The sequence below is a fragment of the Paenibacillus sp. FSL R7-269 genome (genome assembly GCF_000517865.1).
Classification (GTDB): domain Bacteria; phylum Bacillota; class Bacilli; order Paenibacillales; family Paenibacillaceae; genus Paenibacillus_AQ.
This window is the reverse complement of the sequence record NZ_ASPS01000016.1, coordinates 66222-82558: the sequence shown is the minus strand read 5'-3', so window position 1 is coordinate 82558 and position 16337 is coordinate 66222. Positions and strand designations below refer to the sequence as shown.

The 16337-nt window shown below is 52.1% G+C and carries 15 protein-coding genes and 1 pseudogene; 5 read left to right on the top strand and 11 right to left on the bottom strand.

Features of this window, described 5'->3' with window-relative positions; genetic code table 11:
- The first annotated feature begins 36 nt into the window (after window positions 1-36).
- Complete coding sequence (locus C162_RS07650) at window positions 37-924, top strand: AraC family transcriptional regulator (protein WP_036693145.1); 888 nt, start codon at window positions 37-39, stop codon at window positions 922-924.
- Window positions 925-959: 35 nt separating this feature from the next.
- Here C162_RS07650 and C162_RS07645 read toward each other — a convergent pair whose 3' ends face one another.
- Window positions 960-1541, bottom strand: a complete 582-nt coding sequence (locus tag C162_RS07645) for a TetR/AcrR family transcriptional regulator (protein WP_036693143.1) — start codon at window positions 1539-1541, stop codon at window positions 960-962.
- Between the two features lie 111 nt (window positions 1542-1652).
- Between C162_RS07645 and C162_RS07640 the strand changes: the two genes are divergently transcribed.
- Window positions 1653-3275 carry an amidohydrolase family protein gene (locus C162_RS07640; protein ID WP_036693141.1) on the top strand — a complete coding sequence of 541 codons (1623 nt, stop codon included), beginning with the start codon at window positions 1653-1655 and terminating at the stop codon, window positions 3273-3275.
- 137 nt (window positions 3276-3412) lie between these two features.
- Here C162_RS07640 and C162_RS37570 read toward each other — a convergent pair.
- The 5 genes and pseudogenes from C162_RS37570 to C162_RS07620 form a co-directional block, all read right to left on the bottom strand.
- A pseudogene (locus C162_RS37570) lies at window positions 3413-3490 on the bottom strand (putative holin-like toxin); the annotation flags it as partial.
- Between the two features lie 92 nt (window positions 3491-3582).
- On the bottom strand, window positions 3583-4641 hold the full coding sequence (locus C162_RS07635) for a hypothetical protein (RefSeq protein WP_036693139.1): 1059 nt from the start codon (window positions 4639-4641) through the stop codon (window positions 3583-3585).
- Window positions 4642-6480 carry an HSP90 family protein gene (locus tag C162_RS07630; protein ID WP_036693136.1) on the bottom strand — a complete coding sequence of 613 codons (1839 nt, stop codon included), beginning with the start codon at window positions 6478-6480 and terminating at the stop codon, window positions 4642-4644. It lies immediately after the preceding gene.
- 213 nt (window positions 6481-6693) lie between these two features.
- Window positions 6694-7470, bottom strand: coding sequence for a class I SAM-dependent methyltransferase (locus C162_RS07625; protein WP_036693134.1), 777 nt, complete (start codon window positions 7468-7470; stop codon window positions 6694-6696).
- A gap of 173 nt (window positions 7471-7643) precedes the next feature.
- Window positions 7644-9521 (bottom strand): leucine-rich repeat domain-containing protein, encoded by a 1878-nt coding sequence (locus C162_RS07620; protein WP_036693131.1) that lies wholly within the window; start codon window positions 9519-9521, stop codon window positions 7644-7646.
- A gap of 258 nt (window positions 9522-9779) precedes the next feature.
- Here C162_RS07620 and C162_RS07615 point away from each other — a divergent pair, with 258 nt between their 5' ends.
- Together C162_RS07615 and C162_RS07610 are read left to right on the top strand one after the other, a co-directional pair.
- A complete protein-coding gene (locus C162_RS07615; RefSeq protein WP_036693129.1) occupies window positions 9780-10346 on the top strand; it encodes a TetR/AcrR family transcriptional regulator in 567 nt (188 codons plus the stop codon).
- Window positions 10347-10371: 25 nt separating this feature from the next.
- The gene (locus C162_RS07610; RefSeq protein WP_036693125.1) at window positions 10372-11190 is read left to right on the top strand and encodes a CPBP family glutamic-type intramembrane protease; all 819 of its coding nucleotides are present in this window, start codon (window positions 10372-10374) and stop codon (window positions 11188-11190) included.
- A 28-nt stretch (window positions 11191-11218) separates the two neighbouring features.
- Here C162_RS07610 and C162_RS07605 read toward each other — a convergent pair whose 3' ends face one another.
- The 5 genes from C162_RS07605 to C162_RS07585 all read right to left on the bottom strand — a co-directional run bounded on the left by C162_RS07605 (window position 11219) and on the right by C162_RS07585 (window position 15386).
- Window positions 11219-11806 (bottom strand): RBBP9/YdeN family alpha/beta hydrolase, encoded by a 588-nt coding sequence (locus C162_RS07605; protein WP_036693122.1) that lies wholly within the window; start codon window positions 11804-11806, stop codon window positions 11219-11221.
- A gap of 132 nt (window positions 11807-11938) precedes the next feature.
- Window positions 11939-13159 (bottom strand): MFS transporter, encoded by a 1221-nt coding sequence (locus tag C162_RS07600; protein ID WP_036693119.1) that lies wholly within the window; start codon window positions 13157-13159, stop codon window positions 11939-11941.
- Window positions 13160-13457: 298 nt separating this feature from the next.
- Window positions 13458-14141: a hypothetical protein gene (locus C162_RS07595; RefSeq protein ID WP_036693116.1), complete on the bottom strand. Its 684-nt coding sequence runs from the start codon at window positions 14139-14141 to the stop codon at window positions 13458-13460.
- Between the two features lies 1 nt (window position 14142).
- The gene (locus C162_RS07590; RefSeq protein ID WP_036693114.1) at window positions 14143-15012 is read right to left on the bottom strand and encodes an ATP-binding cassette domain-containing protein; all 870 of its coding nucleotides are present in this window, start codon (window positions 15010-15012) and stop codon (window positions 14143-14145) included.
- A 5-nt stretch (window positions 15013-15017) separates the two neighbouring features.
- On the bottom strand, window positions 15018-15386 hold the full coding sequence (locus tag C162_RS07585; RefSeq protein ID WP_036693112.1) for a GntR family transcriptional regulator: 369 nt from the start codon (window positions 15384-15386) through the stop codon (window positions 15018-15020).
- 245 nt (window positions 15387-15631) lie between these two features.
- On the opposite strand from C162_RS07585, the gene C162_RS07580 reads away from it, so the two are divergent.
- Window positions 15632-16336 carry an ABC transporter ATP-binding protein gene (locus tag C162_RS07580; RefSeq protein WP_036693342.1) on the top strand — a complete coding sequence of 235 codons (705 nt, stop codon included), beginning with the start codon at window positions 15632-15634 and terminating at the stop codon, window positions 16334-16336.
- The last annotated feature ends 1 nt before the right edge of the window (window position 16337 follow it).

The window sequence follows — 16337 nt, the reverse complement described above, 5'->3', positions numbered from 1 at the left end:
TGCCTAAAAGCACCATTCGTGTGATAAACTATGTGCATGAAAAATGTCCTTGAAGAAATAATGGAGCTGATGAAAGATGCGGGCACCAGGCAGATGGATACCGGAGTACCGGGGCTAAGTATGATTAAAGGAGCGATCCCCAATCATCAGCTTGCAGCGCTGTACGAGCCGATGATTGGTTTTACGGTTCAAGGAAGAAAGATTCTATCCATAGGGGGGCGCAGCACAGAACTGGCAGGACCATCTTATTACGTGTTACCGGTACATGTTCCTGCAACGGCGGTTGTACATCCAGACCGCTATGGCCATCCTTACATGTCCCTTGGTCTCAAGTTGAATCAGAATGTTCTTCAGAGTCTGCTAAGAGATCTCCAGGAGAATCTATTACCGGCTGCTTCCGGGCCATTCGCAGCTTGCGACATGGATATTGAATTGATGGAGGCTTGGCTGCGTTTATTGCGATTATCCAAAGCTTCAAGAGATATTCCGGCTCTTGCACCGGCTTATGAGCGCGAAATCCTGTATCGCGTACTGATGGGACCACAAGGAGGGAATCTGAGGCAATTTGGTCAGCGGGAAAGTGATTTGTCCAGGATATCTCAAATTGTAAAATGGTTCCGGAGTAATTTTATGAGGCCAATAGACATTGGTGAGCTGGCATCGAAATCGGGAATGGCTATAAATACCTTTCACCGGCAGTTTAAACGGGCTACGGGGTTAAGTCCTATTCAATTTCAAAAGCAATTAAGGCTCCTTGAGGCCAGAAATCTCATTGCCTTCGAGGGCTATCCAGTAGCAAGTGCCGCATATCATGTTGGCTATCAGAGTCCCTCGCAGTTCAATCGGGAGTATTCCCGCTTCTTCGGTGCATCTCCAGCCCGGGACACGGAGAGCCTAAGACGAATTGAAAGCATGAGGGATTAGAAGGTCATGCCAAGAGCCGTGGGAAATGCAGGAAGTCACTCCTGGGCTCCCGCGGCTGTCCCCGCTTCATGGAATAACGCCGGCTGCTTGCCGAAAAGCTTGTTCAGTGTCTCCAGCACTTCCACCGGATTGTCCTCGTTAAACTGAGTAATGGCAACGCGCAGAGCGGACAACAGCATCGCCGTGCGGACTTGTATAAAGTACTGCCAGTTCCTGTAATCCAAGCCGGTTCTCTCTTGAACGAAGCTCAGTTTTTGACTGAGAATACTGGCAAGCCGGGTTTGAAATTCTCCGTACAAATTGGCTTCGATAATCGATAAAAAGAACTCTTTTCGGCCAAAACAAAGCTCAAATAAATCCATGACCATCGCGTTAGGGTCGGAATAAGGGCCGGTACTCCTTAATAATTCAGTGAAGACGGATTCCATCTGGTACAGAACCACATCTGACTTGTCGTCAAACAAGCGGTAGAAGGTCGCTCTGCCGACACCGGAGGTGTTGATGAGGCTGGTCACGGTGATGTCGTTATAATCATGCTTTCGCATCAATTCCTCCAGGCCCCTACAGACCAGTCTGGCCGATTGTGTCTTCCGTTTATCATTGCCAATACGATACATTAGCCCCGCTCCTGTTCCACTTCTTGATCTTCCATTGATCACATTCATGCTTATGATATATTTGTATCATAATTTAGCCCCATCATACAACGGATTAAGAAAGGTTAACTCATGAAGAATCAGATCAGGAAAAGCGTTCTGAAGACCGGTGGATTTACACTGCTGTCCGTGCTCCTGTATGGAATTGTGCTTCTGCTGATGATCAGCAGCGGCGAACGCTGGTATGCATATCTGATACTGGCAGCCTGTATCGGGGGGCTAGTGTTTGTGAGAAGATCGGCCTTCTGGCACGGATGGCGCGTCCCGCTCTGTTGGGTCATCGCTCTGGCCGTGGCTTGGACAGGTTTGTTCGCAGGGCAGCCTTCGCCCGTTACCGGAACCTACACCGGACTCCAGCTGGAACAGCCAAGCGCGTCCTATGAGCTTTTGCTGAATAACGTCACTATTGTGGATACGCGCACCGGCGGCTTAACTTCGGGCATGAGCATTCTGTGCGCCGGCGGGGTAATCAGGGCCATTGCGCCAATGGGCACGCTTGAGGCGGGTGAGAATACCAAGGTTGTAGATGCTGCGGGGAAATACGCCGTTCCCGGCTATCTGAATATGCATATGCATGTCATCGGGGACAAGCATACAGACGAGACGATGGAGAGTCTTTTGGCTAACGGGATCACAGGGTTCAGGCAGATGAGCGGCTCGTACGAGCTATTGAAGGAATGGCATTCCGGCGCTTTTACCCGTTCCGTAGACCGGGCTGCACTCCTCACCATGCCTGGCGATGTGCTGACACCGATCAATGCGCCGACGCCTGCGGTTGCCGCTGAGTTTGTCCGGCTGCAAAAGCAGGCAGGGGCTGATTTCATCAAAGTGGGCGGCGTTACACCTGAGGTGCTCCAGGCCATTCAGGCGGAAGCAGACAGATTGAATCTGCCGGTTGCGGGACATGTGTTGTCCGATATGGATTTAAAGGAGGCCGCCAGGCAGGGGTTCAAGAGTGTGGAGCATTTCGGCATCAACAACGGGAGCCTGATCTCAAGCTCCACGGATGAAGAGAGGCTGCGGGCGCAGGAAAAGAGCGTACCGGCAATCACGGGAAATCCGGTTTTTGTACAGCTTATGAAGATCAAGGGACTGCGGGATTTCGTGAATGCTAAGGTTCTGGAGACGGCCATCAAAACCTCAGGCGGCAAAGAGGATGAGGCGGAGCTGATGCATATCATCAATACGTATAGCGGGGAAAAGGCTAAGGAGCTAGCCGATGTGTATGTACAATACAATACCTGGCAGAGTCCGACTATGATACGTATGCGGTCTGGCCTGTTCTCCAATAGTAGTGAAGCAACCGCCCAGGGTCTTTACGATCTGTACCTGAAGCTCGTCAAGACTTATGATACGGAGGGCGTCAAGCTGCTGGCGGGTACAGACGGGGGCAGCGGAGACAGCTGGCAGGTTGCGGGCTATTCCCTTCATGAGGAATTCGACGAGTTGGAGAGAGCCGGCATCCCGCCGCTGCATGTTCTTCAGATGGCCACGCTGAACGGGGCTGAATTTCTGGACCGGATGGACGATCTGGGCACCGTAGAAATTGGAAAAATCGCCGACATGGTCCTTTTGGATGCCAATCCCATTGAAAGTGTACAAAATCTTCATAAAATCAATGCTGTGATACGGGCCGGTGCTTATCACGATAATCAAATGCTTAGTTCGATTAAGCAAAGGCTGGGAACGAAATGAGCAGCAAATGCCTCGCAAGTGCAGCTGCGTCTTCGGACTTGTGCTCACAAGTTTGTTAACTACTGTTAACATCCGGGCGGTAGGCCTCAGGCAAACAGGATACGACAAATAGACCGCACACCTTGCTGGGGGGCGGTCTATTTGCGTGTATTGGACTGCAGCGCTACGATAAGCAAACCAAAGGTTAGCATCAGCATGATTGCTTCAAACACTGTAAATGCTTAGTTACAATATGTAAAGAGCAGCCCCCATTACGGGAGCTGCTCTTATTTGCGCTTGTTCTTACTCAATGCCGTAGGAACGCATCCTACAGCTTCTCTATCAGCTCAGTATAATAGCCGTTGCCATTCCGCTTATCCAGCTTCTCCGCTGTAGCGAGAGCTAACTTCTGGAAGTATTTCGCAAGCGAAGCTACGTCTTCGGATTGGCGTTCACACGGGTGCCCAGCCGGAAGCTTGACCTGGAAGCGGATGGATTCCTCAGACAGACGGCGGAACAGCTTGGCCGAATAAGCGTTGAAAATCATCTGATCGGCCGGGTTCTCGTGATCCAGAGAGGAGGCGATATACTCTTCGAAGACCTCCAGCGCCTTGACCGGGTCGGTCAGGGTCAGGTAACCAATATGCTCTGCCTGGTGATACAGGAAGTCGCGGTTTCCTTTTACCAGCTTGTAGCCCTTCTTCTGAAGCTTATCGGCTTCCTTCTGGCGGTCCAGCCGTAGGAGAGGGAACAGTACCTTGGTGATGGTCACATGAGGGACCTCACCGCAGGTCATTCTACCTTTGAGAATCGGTTCAGCCGCCTTAACGGTTGCTTCATCGTCTCCCTGCTTCGCCAGGAACTCAACCAGGCCATGCTGCTCACAAGCCTCACAATCGCTCATCTCGTCCCGGTCCATGGTCTGGACAATCGCCCATTCGGCCTGTGAAGCTTCCAGCTCCCCGAAATCTTCGAGAATATTCGCCCGGTAATAGTGATAGGTCCGGCTGCTATAGCCTTCGGCTTCGTAGCGGGTCTTCATATCCTCCAGCAGGTTCTCAATCTGAGTGCGGCTAATATCTGCAAAAGCGGTAATGCGGTCCAGCACCCACTTGTACGACCACATCAGACTGTAATCATCGAACCGGCCAGGGTTCTTGTCATACTGCCCCAGCTGCCAGGAAAAGGCGACCAGCGCCTTCATCGGATACCCATGGAAGCTGCCCAGCTCTACGATTTCGCTGCGGGCCTCATAGCCCTGATCGATATCTCCTGCGGCATCGGCCACCCGTACGGCCTGCTCCAGCAGCTCCAGCTTAGCCTTGCCTCCGGGCAGGCCGTAGGCTTCTTCCATTAAATCGTCGAAATCCATCTCGGTAACGTTCATTTATTTCTCTCCTTCTGCGGATCGACTGGCCGTCAATCCCCAATCAATAAATTGAATAATGCCTTGGTTCAGGAGCGCGATCTCCTGGCGGTTCATTGGATAATGTCCCATCAATAGCGCATTGCAGTACAGCATCTCGACAATAGAAGGCAGCGTAGCCTGATTCCCCTGATGGAATACCTTCTCAATGACGGGATTGTTCAGGTTAAAGTAAAGTGTAGCGTATGCCGTATCCTTAAGCGAAGCGCCCAGGCTGCCTAGCACGGAGGAAAGAGCGTCGGTGCTGACTTCCTTCGTTGCCTCAAGTACACGCCACTGGGCGGATTCCTCGGATAGAGTATAGAGCACCGGAATCTCTTCTGGCTTGAAGCGGCGCAGCTGCACCTGGCAGCGGAACTTCTGCAGGACACTGTCTGCGAGTCTTACAGATTCATAGTAATCCAGCCGCTCTTGAGGCGTAATATCGGTGAAGGATAAGGACACCTCTTCCGGCAGCAGCCGTTCCGTCTGCACCTCCGGGTCAATAAGCGGAAGCCGGGACAGCAGCTCGGCATCATAGATATACCCGCCATTCACCACCAGCATGGATTGGGCCGAAGCCACGTGGGTAATCTGGCGGTATTCGTCCAGCGTCGCCGTGAAGTACAGGGGAGGCTGCTGCTTCAGCTCGCCAAGCGTCTTTCTGCCATACGTGCTCTCAAACGGCAGCCACTCATGAATGATAGAATAGAATGACGAATCTTCCACCGCGAGCGCCTTCATCGATAAGGCGTGCAGTGAAATGATCGATTGCAGGCGGTCCGGGTCATACTCGGCCATCCGCATCAATTCCTGACGAATGGCATTTCCCAGCTCTTCCCGCACTTGCTCCAGCTGAGCATTCTCATAGAAATGCTCCCTGGAAGCGGTGGGCTGCAGCTCATCGGTCCAGATCAGACATTTCACGAAGAACGCCCAGTCCGGCAGGATATTGCTGGCAGCTTCGGAGACCAGCATGTGCTTCAGGTATACCCGGTGATTGCGCTTGGCGTTCAGATTCACCGCATGTGGCAGAATGAAGGCGATGCCTCCTGTCCGGCCCGAAGCGGTGTGCAGGGGAATGAAATCACGGAATGTCTCTCCCAGCACCTGCTTGCCGAAGGCCAGTACCTCGTCACGATGCTTCCGGGCCAGCTGCGGATCTTTGATCCACGGCGGGGTCAGCGGATTAATCAGGCGGGTGTTGCGGTCTGACACCAGTTGGATCGGGTAAGGCAGCAGAGCGCCGTAATGGAATAGACCTTCCCGCAGGTTCTCTTCTTCGAAGTAAGCTTCCGACCCTTCCTTGCAACGCAAAAAAACCTTGGTGCCGGGGGCATGTGCCCCATCGAGCTTACGGATCGTATAAGTGCCGTCCGGCTTCCCGCGCCATTCCAGGGCAGGTCCGCCCTTGGCCGATTGGGTAACCATTACGATATCGTTACTCACCATGAAGCAGGACAACAGTCCGATGCCAAACCGACCGATAAAGGAGGTATTGGTCGACAGGAAATCTTCGCCCCGCTTGGAGGATTGTCCAATCATGGCCAGAAACTCATGAATTTCTGCCTCATCTAACCCGATCCCGTTATCCTCTACTAATAAGGTTGCCCCCGTGGAGGTTCCGCTTACCTCGACATGGATCTTACCTTCGTAGCCTACTGGGGAATATGCCTGACGTGCAGTAATCGCGTCTATGCCGTTCTGCAGCAGCTCTCTTAAGAATACCTTCGGGCTGCTATACAAATGGTTAGACAAAATGTTGATCATCCCGCTTAAGTTCACCTGAAAGCGGTACGTATCCCGGTTTTGGTTCTCCATCTTGATTCTCCTGTTCTGTAATCATTTTGCTTGTGCTTCATGCCGACAATCAGTTTCTATGTAGACAGATACAACTCTATGTATTACCCAGAATCTGCATGATGAGAAACATATATTCCCAAGCGTCTCTATCATTGCATTATAAAAGAAACCCAAGGTCTTGAAAGGACCCGGGTTTCCAGACAATCTGAAGGCTCTCCGCTTATCTAATACTCACTCCGCCATCTTCACTGCACAGACCCGCAGCCGCCGGTAGTCGGCAATCCATTGTCCCTGCAGGTAATGCTCCGGACGCAGCTGCTCTTCCACTTCGCGATAGATTACAGTCTTGTCTTCTGCACTGACATCGTAGAAGAAGTCATCGGCCATCATGTCGAGCCAATCCCGGATTCCGCTCTCCCCCTGCAAGGGAGTCGGCCGTTCGAAATGCTGGGCCAGCGTGACGAGGAAGCCATGTGCCTCCAGCACTGCCGCATATTCTCCGATGGTGGGGAAATACCAAGGATTGCGTCCCTGCGGGTCATAGCCATGCGCTTCCAGTGCAGCCTCGGTTGCATTCACCAGCGCGGCAACGTTGCGGTAGCCGCCGAATTCGGCGACGAACCGCCCGCCGGTCCGAAGTGCACCTGCTACCGTTACCGCGACGGCGTGCGCGTCCTTCATCCAGTGCAGCGCAGCGTTGGAGAACACTGCATCGAAAGGCTGAGCGGTCCGGTAAGTGTATGCATTCTGGGCGCTCAGATTCAGGTGCGGATACTTGCTGCGGCCACGGGCAATCATCTCGGGTGACAGATCGATGCCCACTGTATCCGCTCCAGCGGCCGCGATCTTAGCTGTAAGATCGGCTGTTCCGCAGCCGATATCAAGCACGCGCTCACCGGGCTGAGGCTGCAGCAGCGAGAGGACATCGCTGCCCAGCTTGGAGACGAAATCCAGTTTATGATCATACGTATCTGCCTGCCATTGGTTATTGGAAGCCGGTTGATTCATGTACTTCCCCTCCTTATGAAGTTCAGTATAGTGCTGCATAGCTTATAAATGAAATATATAGTTTCTATACGTTTAATAAGCATTGCCTATAACTGCGCTCTCAACAAAAATAGACCGCAAGCCTCTGCTCTTTAAGGAGGGCGGTCTATTCTCTCATATCATAGTAGCGGAAATTAATATACCCGTACGCCTGCATCCAGCACGGACTTGTTCGCCACGGAATTGCCGGCCAGGAATACCTGTTGCAGCTTGGGCAGCTTGCTCAGAAGCTCTATATTGGAAATTGCATTGTTCTCCAGATGAAGCTCCTCGATGGCCTGCCATTTGCTCATGAACGCAAGAGAAGCCAGGTTGTTGTCCTGCAGGGTGAAGGAACGCAGGGCAGTCAGGCCCGCGAAGTAAGGCATCACCTGGTCAACCTCACTAACGGAGTTGTTGTTCAAGGAGAAGTATGGCCGGTCCAAGGTCAAATGTTCAAGCACACTATTCGTTGCTGCTGCCTGCTTGAAATTCAGGCGGCATTCCGAGCACACTAGCGTGTTCACCTGCTTCAGGCCGAATAAGGCATCGCTCTCTGAATACAGTGACGAATCATAGATGCGTAGTGTCTTCAGACGGGACAAGCTGTCCAGCGCACGAAGCTGGATGATGTCGTCGCTCCCCCAGAGGGACAGCTCCGCAAGTTCCGGGAATTTCTTTAGCTCAGCCATGCTCAGCTCCCCGCTGCCTCCCCGGAGCGTCAGGCTTGTTACCGCTGGCGCCTTCAGCCCGGAGAGGAAGGAGGCTGGAATCTCCATCCGTTTGACTCCTGGTAAGGTAAGTGCGTCTGGCTCGTCGTAATAACCGTACAAGGTGAATTCCCGCAGCGAGGGCAGGCTGTTCACAGCCTTTACCGAGCCAAGCTTGCTTAAGGACGCCAGCCGGAGGCTGGTAATGGAGGTTTTCCCGGCCAGACGCTCCAGGCTGGAGAAATTCAGATTCTCGATATCCAGCGTCTGCAGAGCAGGCATGTTCTGCACGAAGTCAATCGACTTCACATTGGACAAATAGGAAAGCTTAAGCTCCTGGAGTCCGGTTAAGGCATACAAAGGCTGCAGATCTGTGGTTTCACTGTGATAGATAGCCAGAGAAGACAACCCCGTCATGGATGATAACCACCCCAGGTCATTGACGAAGGTAAGGGACAGGGACTTCAGCGCCAGCTTACTCAGCAGATGCAAATCCGTTATAGACTCATCCACATAGGTAATAGACAGTGAGCTTAGATTGGGGAATTCCAGCAGCAGCGCCACTTCCTGATTACTGCGCAGCTGAGTGGACAGCTCCGTAATTTTGGACTTGTCGCCGAAATAGCCGGAGAATCTGCTGAAGGATTCGTTGAAGGCGCCGCCGTAGCTTTTTAATCCGGGAATATGGGCAAAACTGATTTGATCCGTCTGGTCAATTTCGTAGGTCCCGTTCAAGTCCAGTGCCGTCAGCCCCGTGAAGGCTTCGAAGTCCCGCTGGTCGATCCGCTGGGTATTGAGCCGCTTATCCTGGATCACATAAGTGAGCTTCTCGGCCTGTGCATCGCTGAAGGGATCGGAGAAGCTGTAGGTGAACTGCCACTGGTCCCCATCCGAATGCTTCACAGATAAATACCGCAGGCGGGCAATTTCCTCCTCGGTCGGCATGGCAGAGCCTTTACCCAGGGTCTCCCGCAGGAAGGTGAGCAGGACCTCGCTTTCAGGCATCGTCCGCACAGACAGATTAGCCTTGGTTGCCTGCTGCGGAGAGCTTAGGCTGTAATAGAAATATGTACCGATAGCGCCGCCCAGCATCAGCAGCAGGACCAGCACCAGCCTGATGGGGATGGAGACGGAGACGGTTGGCTTCGGTGCGGCCTTGGGAGGGGGTGTCCCGTGATAATGGTTAATGGTCTGATCTACATAGTAGACATTATTTTGCTTGAGCAGAAGCTCGGTCTGGCAATAAGGGCACTTGAGAATCGTGCCTTCCTTGTATTCAATTCGTCCGCTGCAATTGGGACAGTTCAACGGAATAAATGCCATGGGCAGCCGCCTCCTTCATGATGTAATGATATTCCAGTGATCTTATCGGAATTTACGTGGGCTCCGCTGATTTGTTCCATTATTCTTTGGAGTGAAGCTGATAATTTGATTCTATATGAACAGATGCTCAGAACACAACAGTTCTTAAAAAGGAGAATCAAGCCGTTAAGATTAGGTTGACACCTGGGATGAATTTTGTATATCATTTGATATATATCATATGATTTGTATCGATTGTTTTATTTCAGGAGGAAACCTATGGCACCCAAAAAAAAGTTCACCAAAGAACAAATCATCGATGCGGCGTTCGAAATTGCGAGGACCGAAGGAGTGGATGCCGTGACCATCCGTAAGGTGGCCGAGAAGCTGGGGGGCTCCATCGCCCCCATCTATGTCAATTTCAAAGAGGCTGGCGAGCTGGTGGAGGAGGTGCACCAGAGAACCCTTACGGTGAGCAGACAGATTCTGCTGGAGCAGAACTCCGGGCATCCGTTCTACGATATCGGGGCGGCCAGCATCCGCTTTGCCCGGGAGTATCCGATATTGTTCCGGGATCTGGTGATGAAGAAGAACGATCAGGCGAAGCATGATGAGGCAGAGACACAAGGGTTCATACAGATGATGAGAACGGACCCAGATCTGAATGGATTATCGGATGATGAACTGGGGATGATTTTGCTCAAAATGAAGATGTTCCAGGTTGGGATGAGTGTGATGGTTGCCAATGAGCTGCTGCCGGACCATTATACGGAGGAGCAGATGATTCAGCTATTGAACAGCGCGGCGGAGGATGTCATCAGCACAGCGAAGCGTGGCATGGAGTAATCCTGAACCTGGAGGGGATGATCATATGACAGCAGGCAGAACAAAGCTTAGTCTTATATTGTTCATCGTAATTGTGCTGACCAGCGGCTGGATTGGGGTATGGGTGGATACGAAGCTGCCGGATCAGCCGGAAGGGAATTCGCCGGGCATGGGCTTATGGCTGATTTTGCCGGTGATTGCCATGCTTGTACTGCGGCTATTGAACCGCGATTGGAAGGATATTGGCGTAAGGTTTAATTTAAGAGGAAATAGGAAGTGGTACGGCGCAGCCATTGCTGTCTATCCGGTAATCATGGTAATTGCGGTAGGGCTTGCTCTGCTGTTCAATAGCGCCAGCACTTCAGAGGCCGAACTACTTACGATTCTGTCGCTGGTTGGAGTATCGCTCGCCGGCAACTTGATCAAGAACATCTTCGAGGAATTCGCTTGGCGCGGCTATCTGACCCCGAAGCTGATCGAGCTGAAGCTGAATGACTGGATAATCTATCTTGTGTCCGGTCTGGTCTGGGCGCTGTGGCATACGGCATATTATCTGGTCTTCCTGCCAGATACTTATTTCGGGACTACGACGAGATGGGGCTATGTCTTCATCGGCTGTGTGCTCATGGTTGCTTGGTCCATCATGTACGTTGAAATCTATCGTCTTACGCAATCGGTGTGGCCGTGTGTACTCATGCACGCAGTGGAGGATGGAGTACCTACCTTGCTGGTATCGGTTGCCGGGATCATTACATTCACGCCGGCAGGCGAACTATGGTTCAGCCCGACCACCGGCGTGGTAACGACGATTCTGTTCATTGGATTCGGATTATGGCTCAGGTCGAGACGATTGAAGCGCGTATGAGGATAGAACCTGGGCGAGAGATACACGGTTATTTTGCTTCATGCCCCATCATATCGCGCAGGACATCATAGGCAATAGGTAAAGTGGTAAAGCCGTCGCTGTCCAGAAAATGTCCGCCGTGCTCTACCTCGTGAAAATCGGCATGAATGACTTGTGCTAACTCCTTGCTGAGCGCGACTGGCACAATGGCATCATCCTTGGAGGCAATCACTGCACGTTTGGGGGCCAGTGCTGCAGCCTCGCTGTAGTTGATCTGATCCTGCGTGAACTCATCAAGCATTGGCAGGCCGGGTAACGGCTTGATGAAGCCGGACACGAGAACCAGACCGCCGAGCGGTTCCTGCGGCCTCGCGCTGAGCAGATACTTGAGCAGAGAGACGCAGCCTAAGCTGTGAGCAACGAAATAGGTGTCCTGGTTCAGCAGCTTGGCCTTACTGGACAGATGCTCCAGCCATTGCTGGAGATTAGGCGATAAGGGCGTTGGCATTTCCAAAATATCTGCCGTAATCCCGTCTGCCGCGAGCCGCTTCTGTAACCATCCAAACCAATGATTGGCCGGGGTGGCTCCGTAACCATGAATAATATAAACATGCTTGCTGTTTGTAGGATCAGCCATATCGTAACTCCTCCCATTAAGTAAAAGTGAATATTCCCAGTCGCGTATATTATAGATTCTTCCATTCTGCATGCACAACCCCTAAAAAAGACCGCCATCCCATTAAAGGGAGGACGGTCTATTTACCTTCACTTATTCACTAGCAGGTTCCTTGTCTGTATCTGTTCCTGCAAACCTGACAAATAGGAATACTCCAATCAGAATCACGACTATCCCCGACCAGAAGAACCAGAACGGAACGCCGAACCGGTCAGCCACAGGTCCCGCCAGCGCAAGCCCGAGCGGAGACGACAAGAGTCCGATACTCGTCACGAAGGAGAGGACACGTCCCAGAAGCTCAGGCTCGTAAGACTTCTGGATCATCGCCATGTACGGGCCGTTGAACAAGGGGGCTGCGGCACCCATCAGGAACGAGAGGACGGTAAAAGCAAGGAAGGCCTCGCGCCCGGTCACCCCGCTCAGGACACAGGTGAGCCCGATCACAACCAGACTCAGACTCATGTAGGTGGTGTCCTTCCATCTGGAAGCAAGCACGGACAGCAGGGCACCTCCAAGGATCATCCCAATTCCGAATACGGCCTCAATCAGGCTGGCGCTGTAGCCGCCGCGTCCGAAATGCGACAGCGTCATCAAGGGGAACAGCATCGCCAGCGGCATGAATACCACGCTGAAGACCGCCATGGCAACCGTTACTGTGACAATGGACTTTTGCGACAGAAAGGCCCGCCAGCCGAGCATAAACTCCCTACGGAACGAGGGGGTCTCTACGATTTCCGGCTTCGGTTGACGAATCTGGACGAACAAAAGCATAAGATTAGCGATTAAAGCGCCAGCCACATCTAAGAGCAATACGGTTCCTAGTGAAGTAGCCGAGTATACCGCAATTCCAAGCGCCGGTCCAAGTACGCTGGAAGCAGAGAAGATGAGCTGGTTCCAGCCTGCCACCCGGGTGAGCTGGTCTTCCGGTGCTATCAGCGGAATCGCAGCCTGAAACGATGGTGCATGGAAGGAAGATGCTGCCGAACGAATGAGCAGGATGGCATACACAACCCATAAGCTCGGCTCCCCCCATAGATAATAAGCACCCAGAATCAGACTGGTTAGTGCAATGGCGCTGTCCGCGGCGATCATGGTGAGCTTACGGTTCCACCGGTCGAGCCAGACGCCGATGAACGGACCTAAGACCGCTTGCGGCAGGAACCCGGCCAGACCGGCCAGCATCAGCACGACAGCTGATCCTGTCGTCTCAGTCAGATGCCAGATGATGGAGAACTGAACCATCGCAGAGGTTAATATCGAGAAGATTTGTCCGCTGAAGATGAAGGCGAACGTCTTTTTCCATTGAATATTCATAAGTTTGTACCCTCCCTAAATAAAAGCAGACCCAAGTCCGCATAGGGGCTTGGGTCTGCAACAATTACATAACGGGACAGTGCGAAACCGGGCATAGTGAAATAAGCCGTAGCGGATCGCAGCCGATGTCCTTAACGTAAATAGCAGCAACTCAAAAAAGCCCACACTTGGTGAGAAATCAGCTTTTGTTGGGCGTGCTTACCATATACGTGGAATCATCGGCTGCCATCCTCCTCGAATTTTATAGCTGGAGCTTAACATTGAACTCTTGAAGCTGTCAATAGTATTGAACCCTGCATCAATGTACCCGTCTTCTCGTAAACAGCCACCCGCCAGCCGCGAAAACAAGATACAGCAGCAGGTTGAAGCCGGTGCCCAGCAAGAGAGAATCGTTCAGCAGCAGGGTACGGAAGAAGGAGGCCACGTGAACCCTGAGCTCCGGGATGGCTGTTCCGACCGGAATAGCTGCAGCAATCAGCACAGTCAACAGCCAGCCTGCGGGGGTAAAGAATCCCGAGACCAGCATACTCAGCAAAGCCATGGCCATCAGGTAAAAGGCGGTTTGATACAGAAATGAACCGGCAAAGCCGTAATCATTCCAATGAAAGGCGGCGACCAGATCCGTGGCATTATCATAATTGTGAAAGACATGGACCTGCAAGGCGAGCCATAGGGAGTTCATGAAGGCAACGCCTGCCGCCCAGACGGCAAAAACGGTATGTATTCCCTTGTAATATTGCATCCTGCTGGCGCCCAAATGAACAATCCGTTGGTAATAGCTCAGCGGCAGCGTGACGGCGAACAATGGCAATAGAAGAATAAGCATGTTGCTCTCGGATAAACGTGAGGCACTCATTGTGTTTGTCAGGAAAGTAATCATAAGCTCTGTCGTCCGGCCAAGCACAATAATCATCGGAACCAGCCAGATATATAGTTTAAGCAGTCTGTAGGTTGCTTTAAGATGAACGGTCAAAGCACTCAATCTATAGACCTCCCTCGATCAAATACAGGAATAGCTTTTGCAGACTCAGCGCTTCGAGCGATATGTCCCGCTCACGGGCCAACCGTTTGTCCTTGTCACTCAGCTTCTCGTAAAGTGCGGCAAGTGTTCCTCTTCCATAATCCTCGCGGTAGATCACCCGTTTGCCGGATGTATAAGAAGCTACAGCCTCCGAATGTCCCCGGATCAGATAAGCCGACTGGAGGCATTGCTCCATATCCTCCTGCAGCAGAAGGGAGCCTGACTCAAGGATAATGATCCTCTCTGCGACCGGTGCGATCTCATCGATCAAGTGCGTGGACAGCAGAATCGTGCGCGGATAATTGGCGTAATCCTCCATAAGTGCCTTGTAGAACCGTTCCCTCATCAACACATCCAGGCTTAGCACAGGCTCATCGTATAAGGTTAACTGCGCCCGGCTGGCCAGTCCGATTACATTCTGGAGCAGCGACCGGTTCCCGCTGGAGAGCTGCCTGATCTTCTGGTCCTTATCGATTAGGAAGAGGTCAAGCAGTTCGCGGGCATAAGAACCATCCCACCTGGGATAAAAGGCTGCTGCGGTCTCCAAAGCTTCGATGACTTTCGCTCCCCCGAAATGCTGGTAGTGATCGCGTACATAGCACAAGTCCTTCGGTAATTCTCCCCTGTGCAGCCGCTGTCCGCCAACCTCAATCGTGCCGGAATCTGCCGCAATTCCACCCGCAATCGTATTCAGTAATGTGGTTTTGCCGGCCCCGTTGCGTCCAAGTAACGCGTAAATGACGCCTTCTTCCAGCTGTAAATCGAGCGCCCGCAGAGCCGGAGCAGAGCCGAAGGATTTGGTCAGACGGCCGCAAGCTAATGCTATACTCACGGATTTCAGTCCTTTCTCAGTTGTGTGATCATGTCAATGATATCGCCGGTGGTCAGCCCAAGCTTGTCGGCTTCGTTCAGCAGATTGGACAAGAGTTCTTTGGTGAACCGCTCTCTTCGTTTCAAGTGAATTTTCTCTTTGGCATCGGCCGCGACAAACATGCCCAGCCCTCTTTTTTTGTACAGGATCTCTTCGTTGACCAGCAAGCCAATCCCCTTAACCACAGTGGCCGGATTGATCTGAAACAGCTGGGAGAACTGGGCAACCGAAAGAATCTGCTCGTCCACCTGAAACGTGCCGTTCAGAATATCATCCTCAATGATATGGGCGACCTGCTGGAATATCGGTAGATTATCGTCAAAAGTGATGGTCATGGCTTCACCATTCGTCCTCTTAGTATGTTACTCATATAACATACCACCATAAAGGATGGACATCCAATTGTCAATCCACAGAATGATAGCTCCAGATGAACCGGGAAGGCTCATATTGACAGCTTGAACTTTCATGTATTACAGTATGCTACATTAGTAACATACTAACATACTAAAGGCGGAAATAACAGTCCAGTGATGCGGTTGTTTGACCTTTCAGAGAAGCAGAGGAGATGAAAGCAGTAGTGAACAAGCTGATTGAGTTCAAGAATGTAGCCAAGGAGTATCAAGTAGGGGAGGTGACCATCCGGGCGCTTGACGGCGTAGACTTCTCCATATCGGAAGGGGAGTTCGTCGTTGTACTAGGAGCAAGCGGAGCCGGCAAAAGCACGATTCTTAACATTCTGGGAGGTATGGATACGGCTACGTCAGGCCGGGTTCTTGTCGGCGGGCAGGACATCACGAAATACAGCGAGAAGAAGTTGACCCGCTACCGGGGGGAGAAGGTTGGCTTTGTGTTCCAGTTCTACAACCTCATTCCCAACCTGAATGCACTGGAGAATGTCGAATTTGCTGCTGAGGTGTGCAAGGATCATTTAGATGCCAAGGAGGTGCTGCACAAGGTGGGGTTAAGCAGCCGGAACCGGAACTTCCCGTCCCAGCTATCCGGGGGCGAGCAGCAGCGGGTGGCGATTGCCAGAGCCGTTGCCAAGAATCCGCTGCTTCTGCTCTGTGATGAACCCACCGGGGCACTCGATTATGTGACGGGCAAGGCGGTATTGAAGCTTCTGGAGGACTTGAACAGGGGGACTCACAAATGCGTTGTGCTGGTCACGCATAATTCGGCGATTGCCCAGATGGCGGACAAGGTCATTAAGGTCAAAAGCGGCAGAATTGAAAGTATAACGATGAATGAAAACAGACAAAGTGCTGAAGGGATTGAGTGGTGAG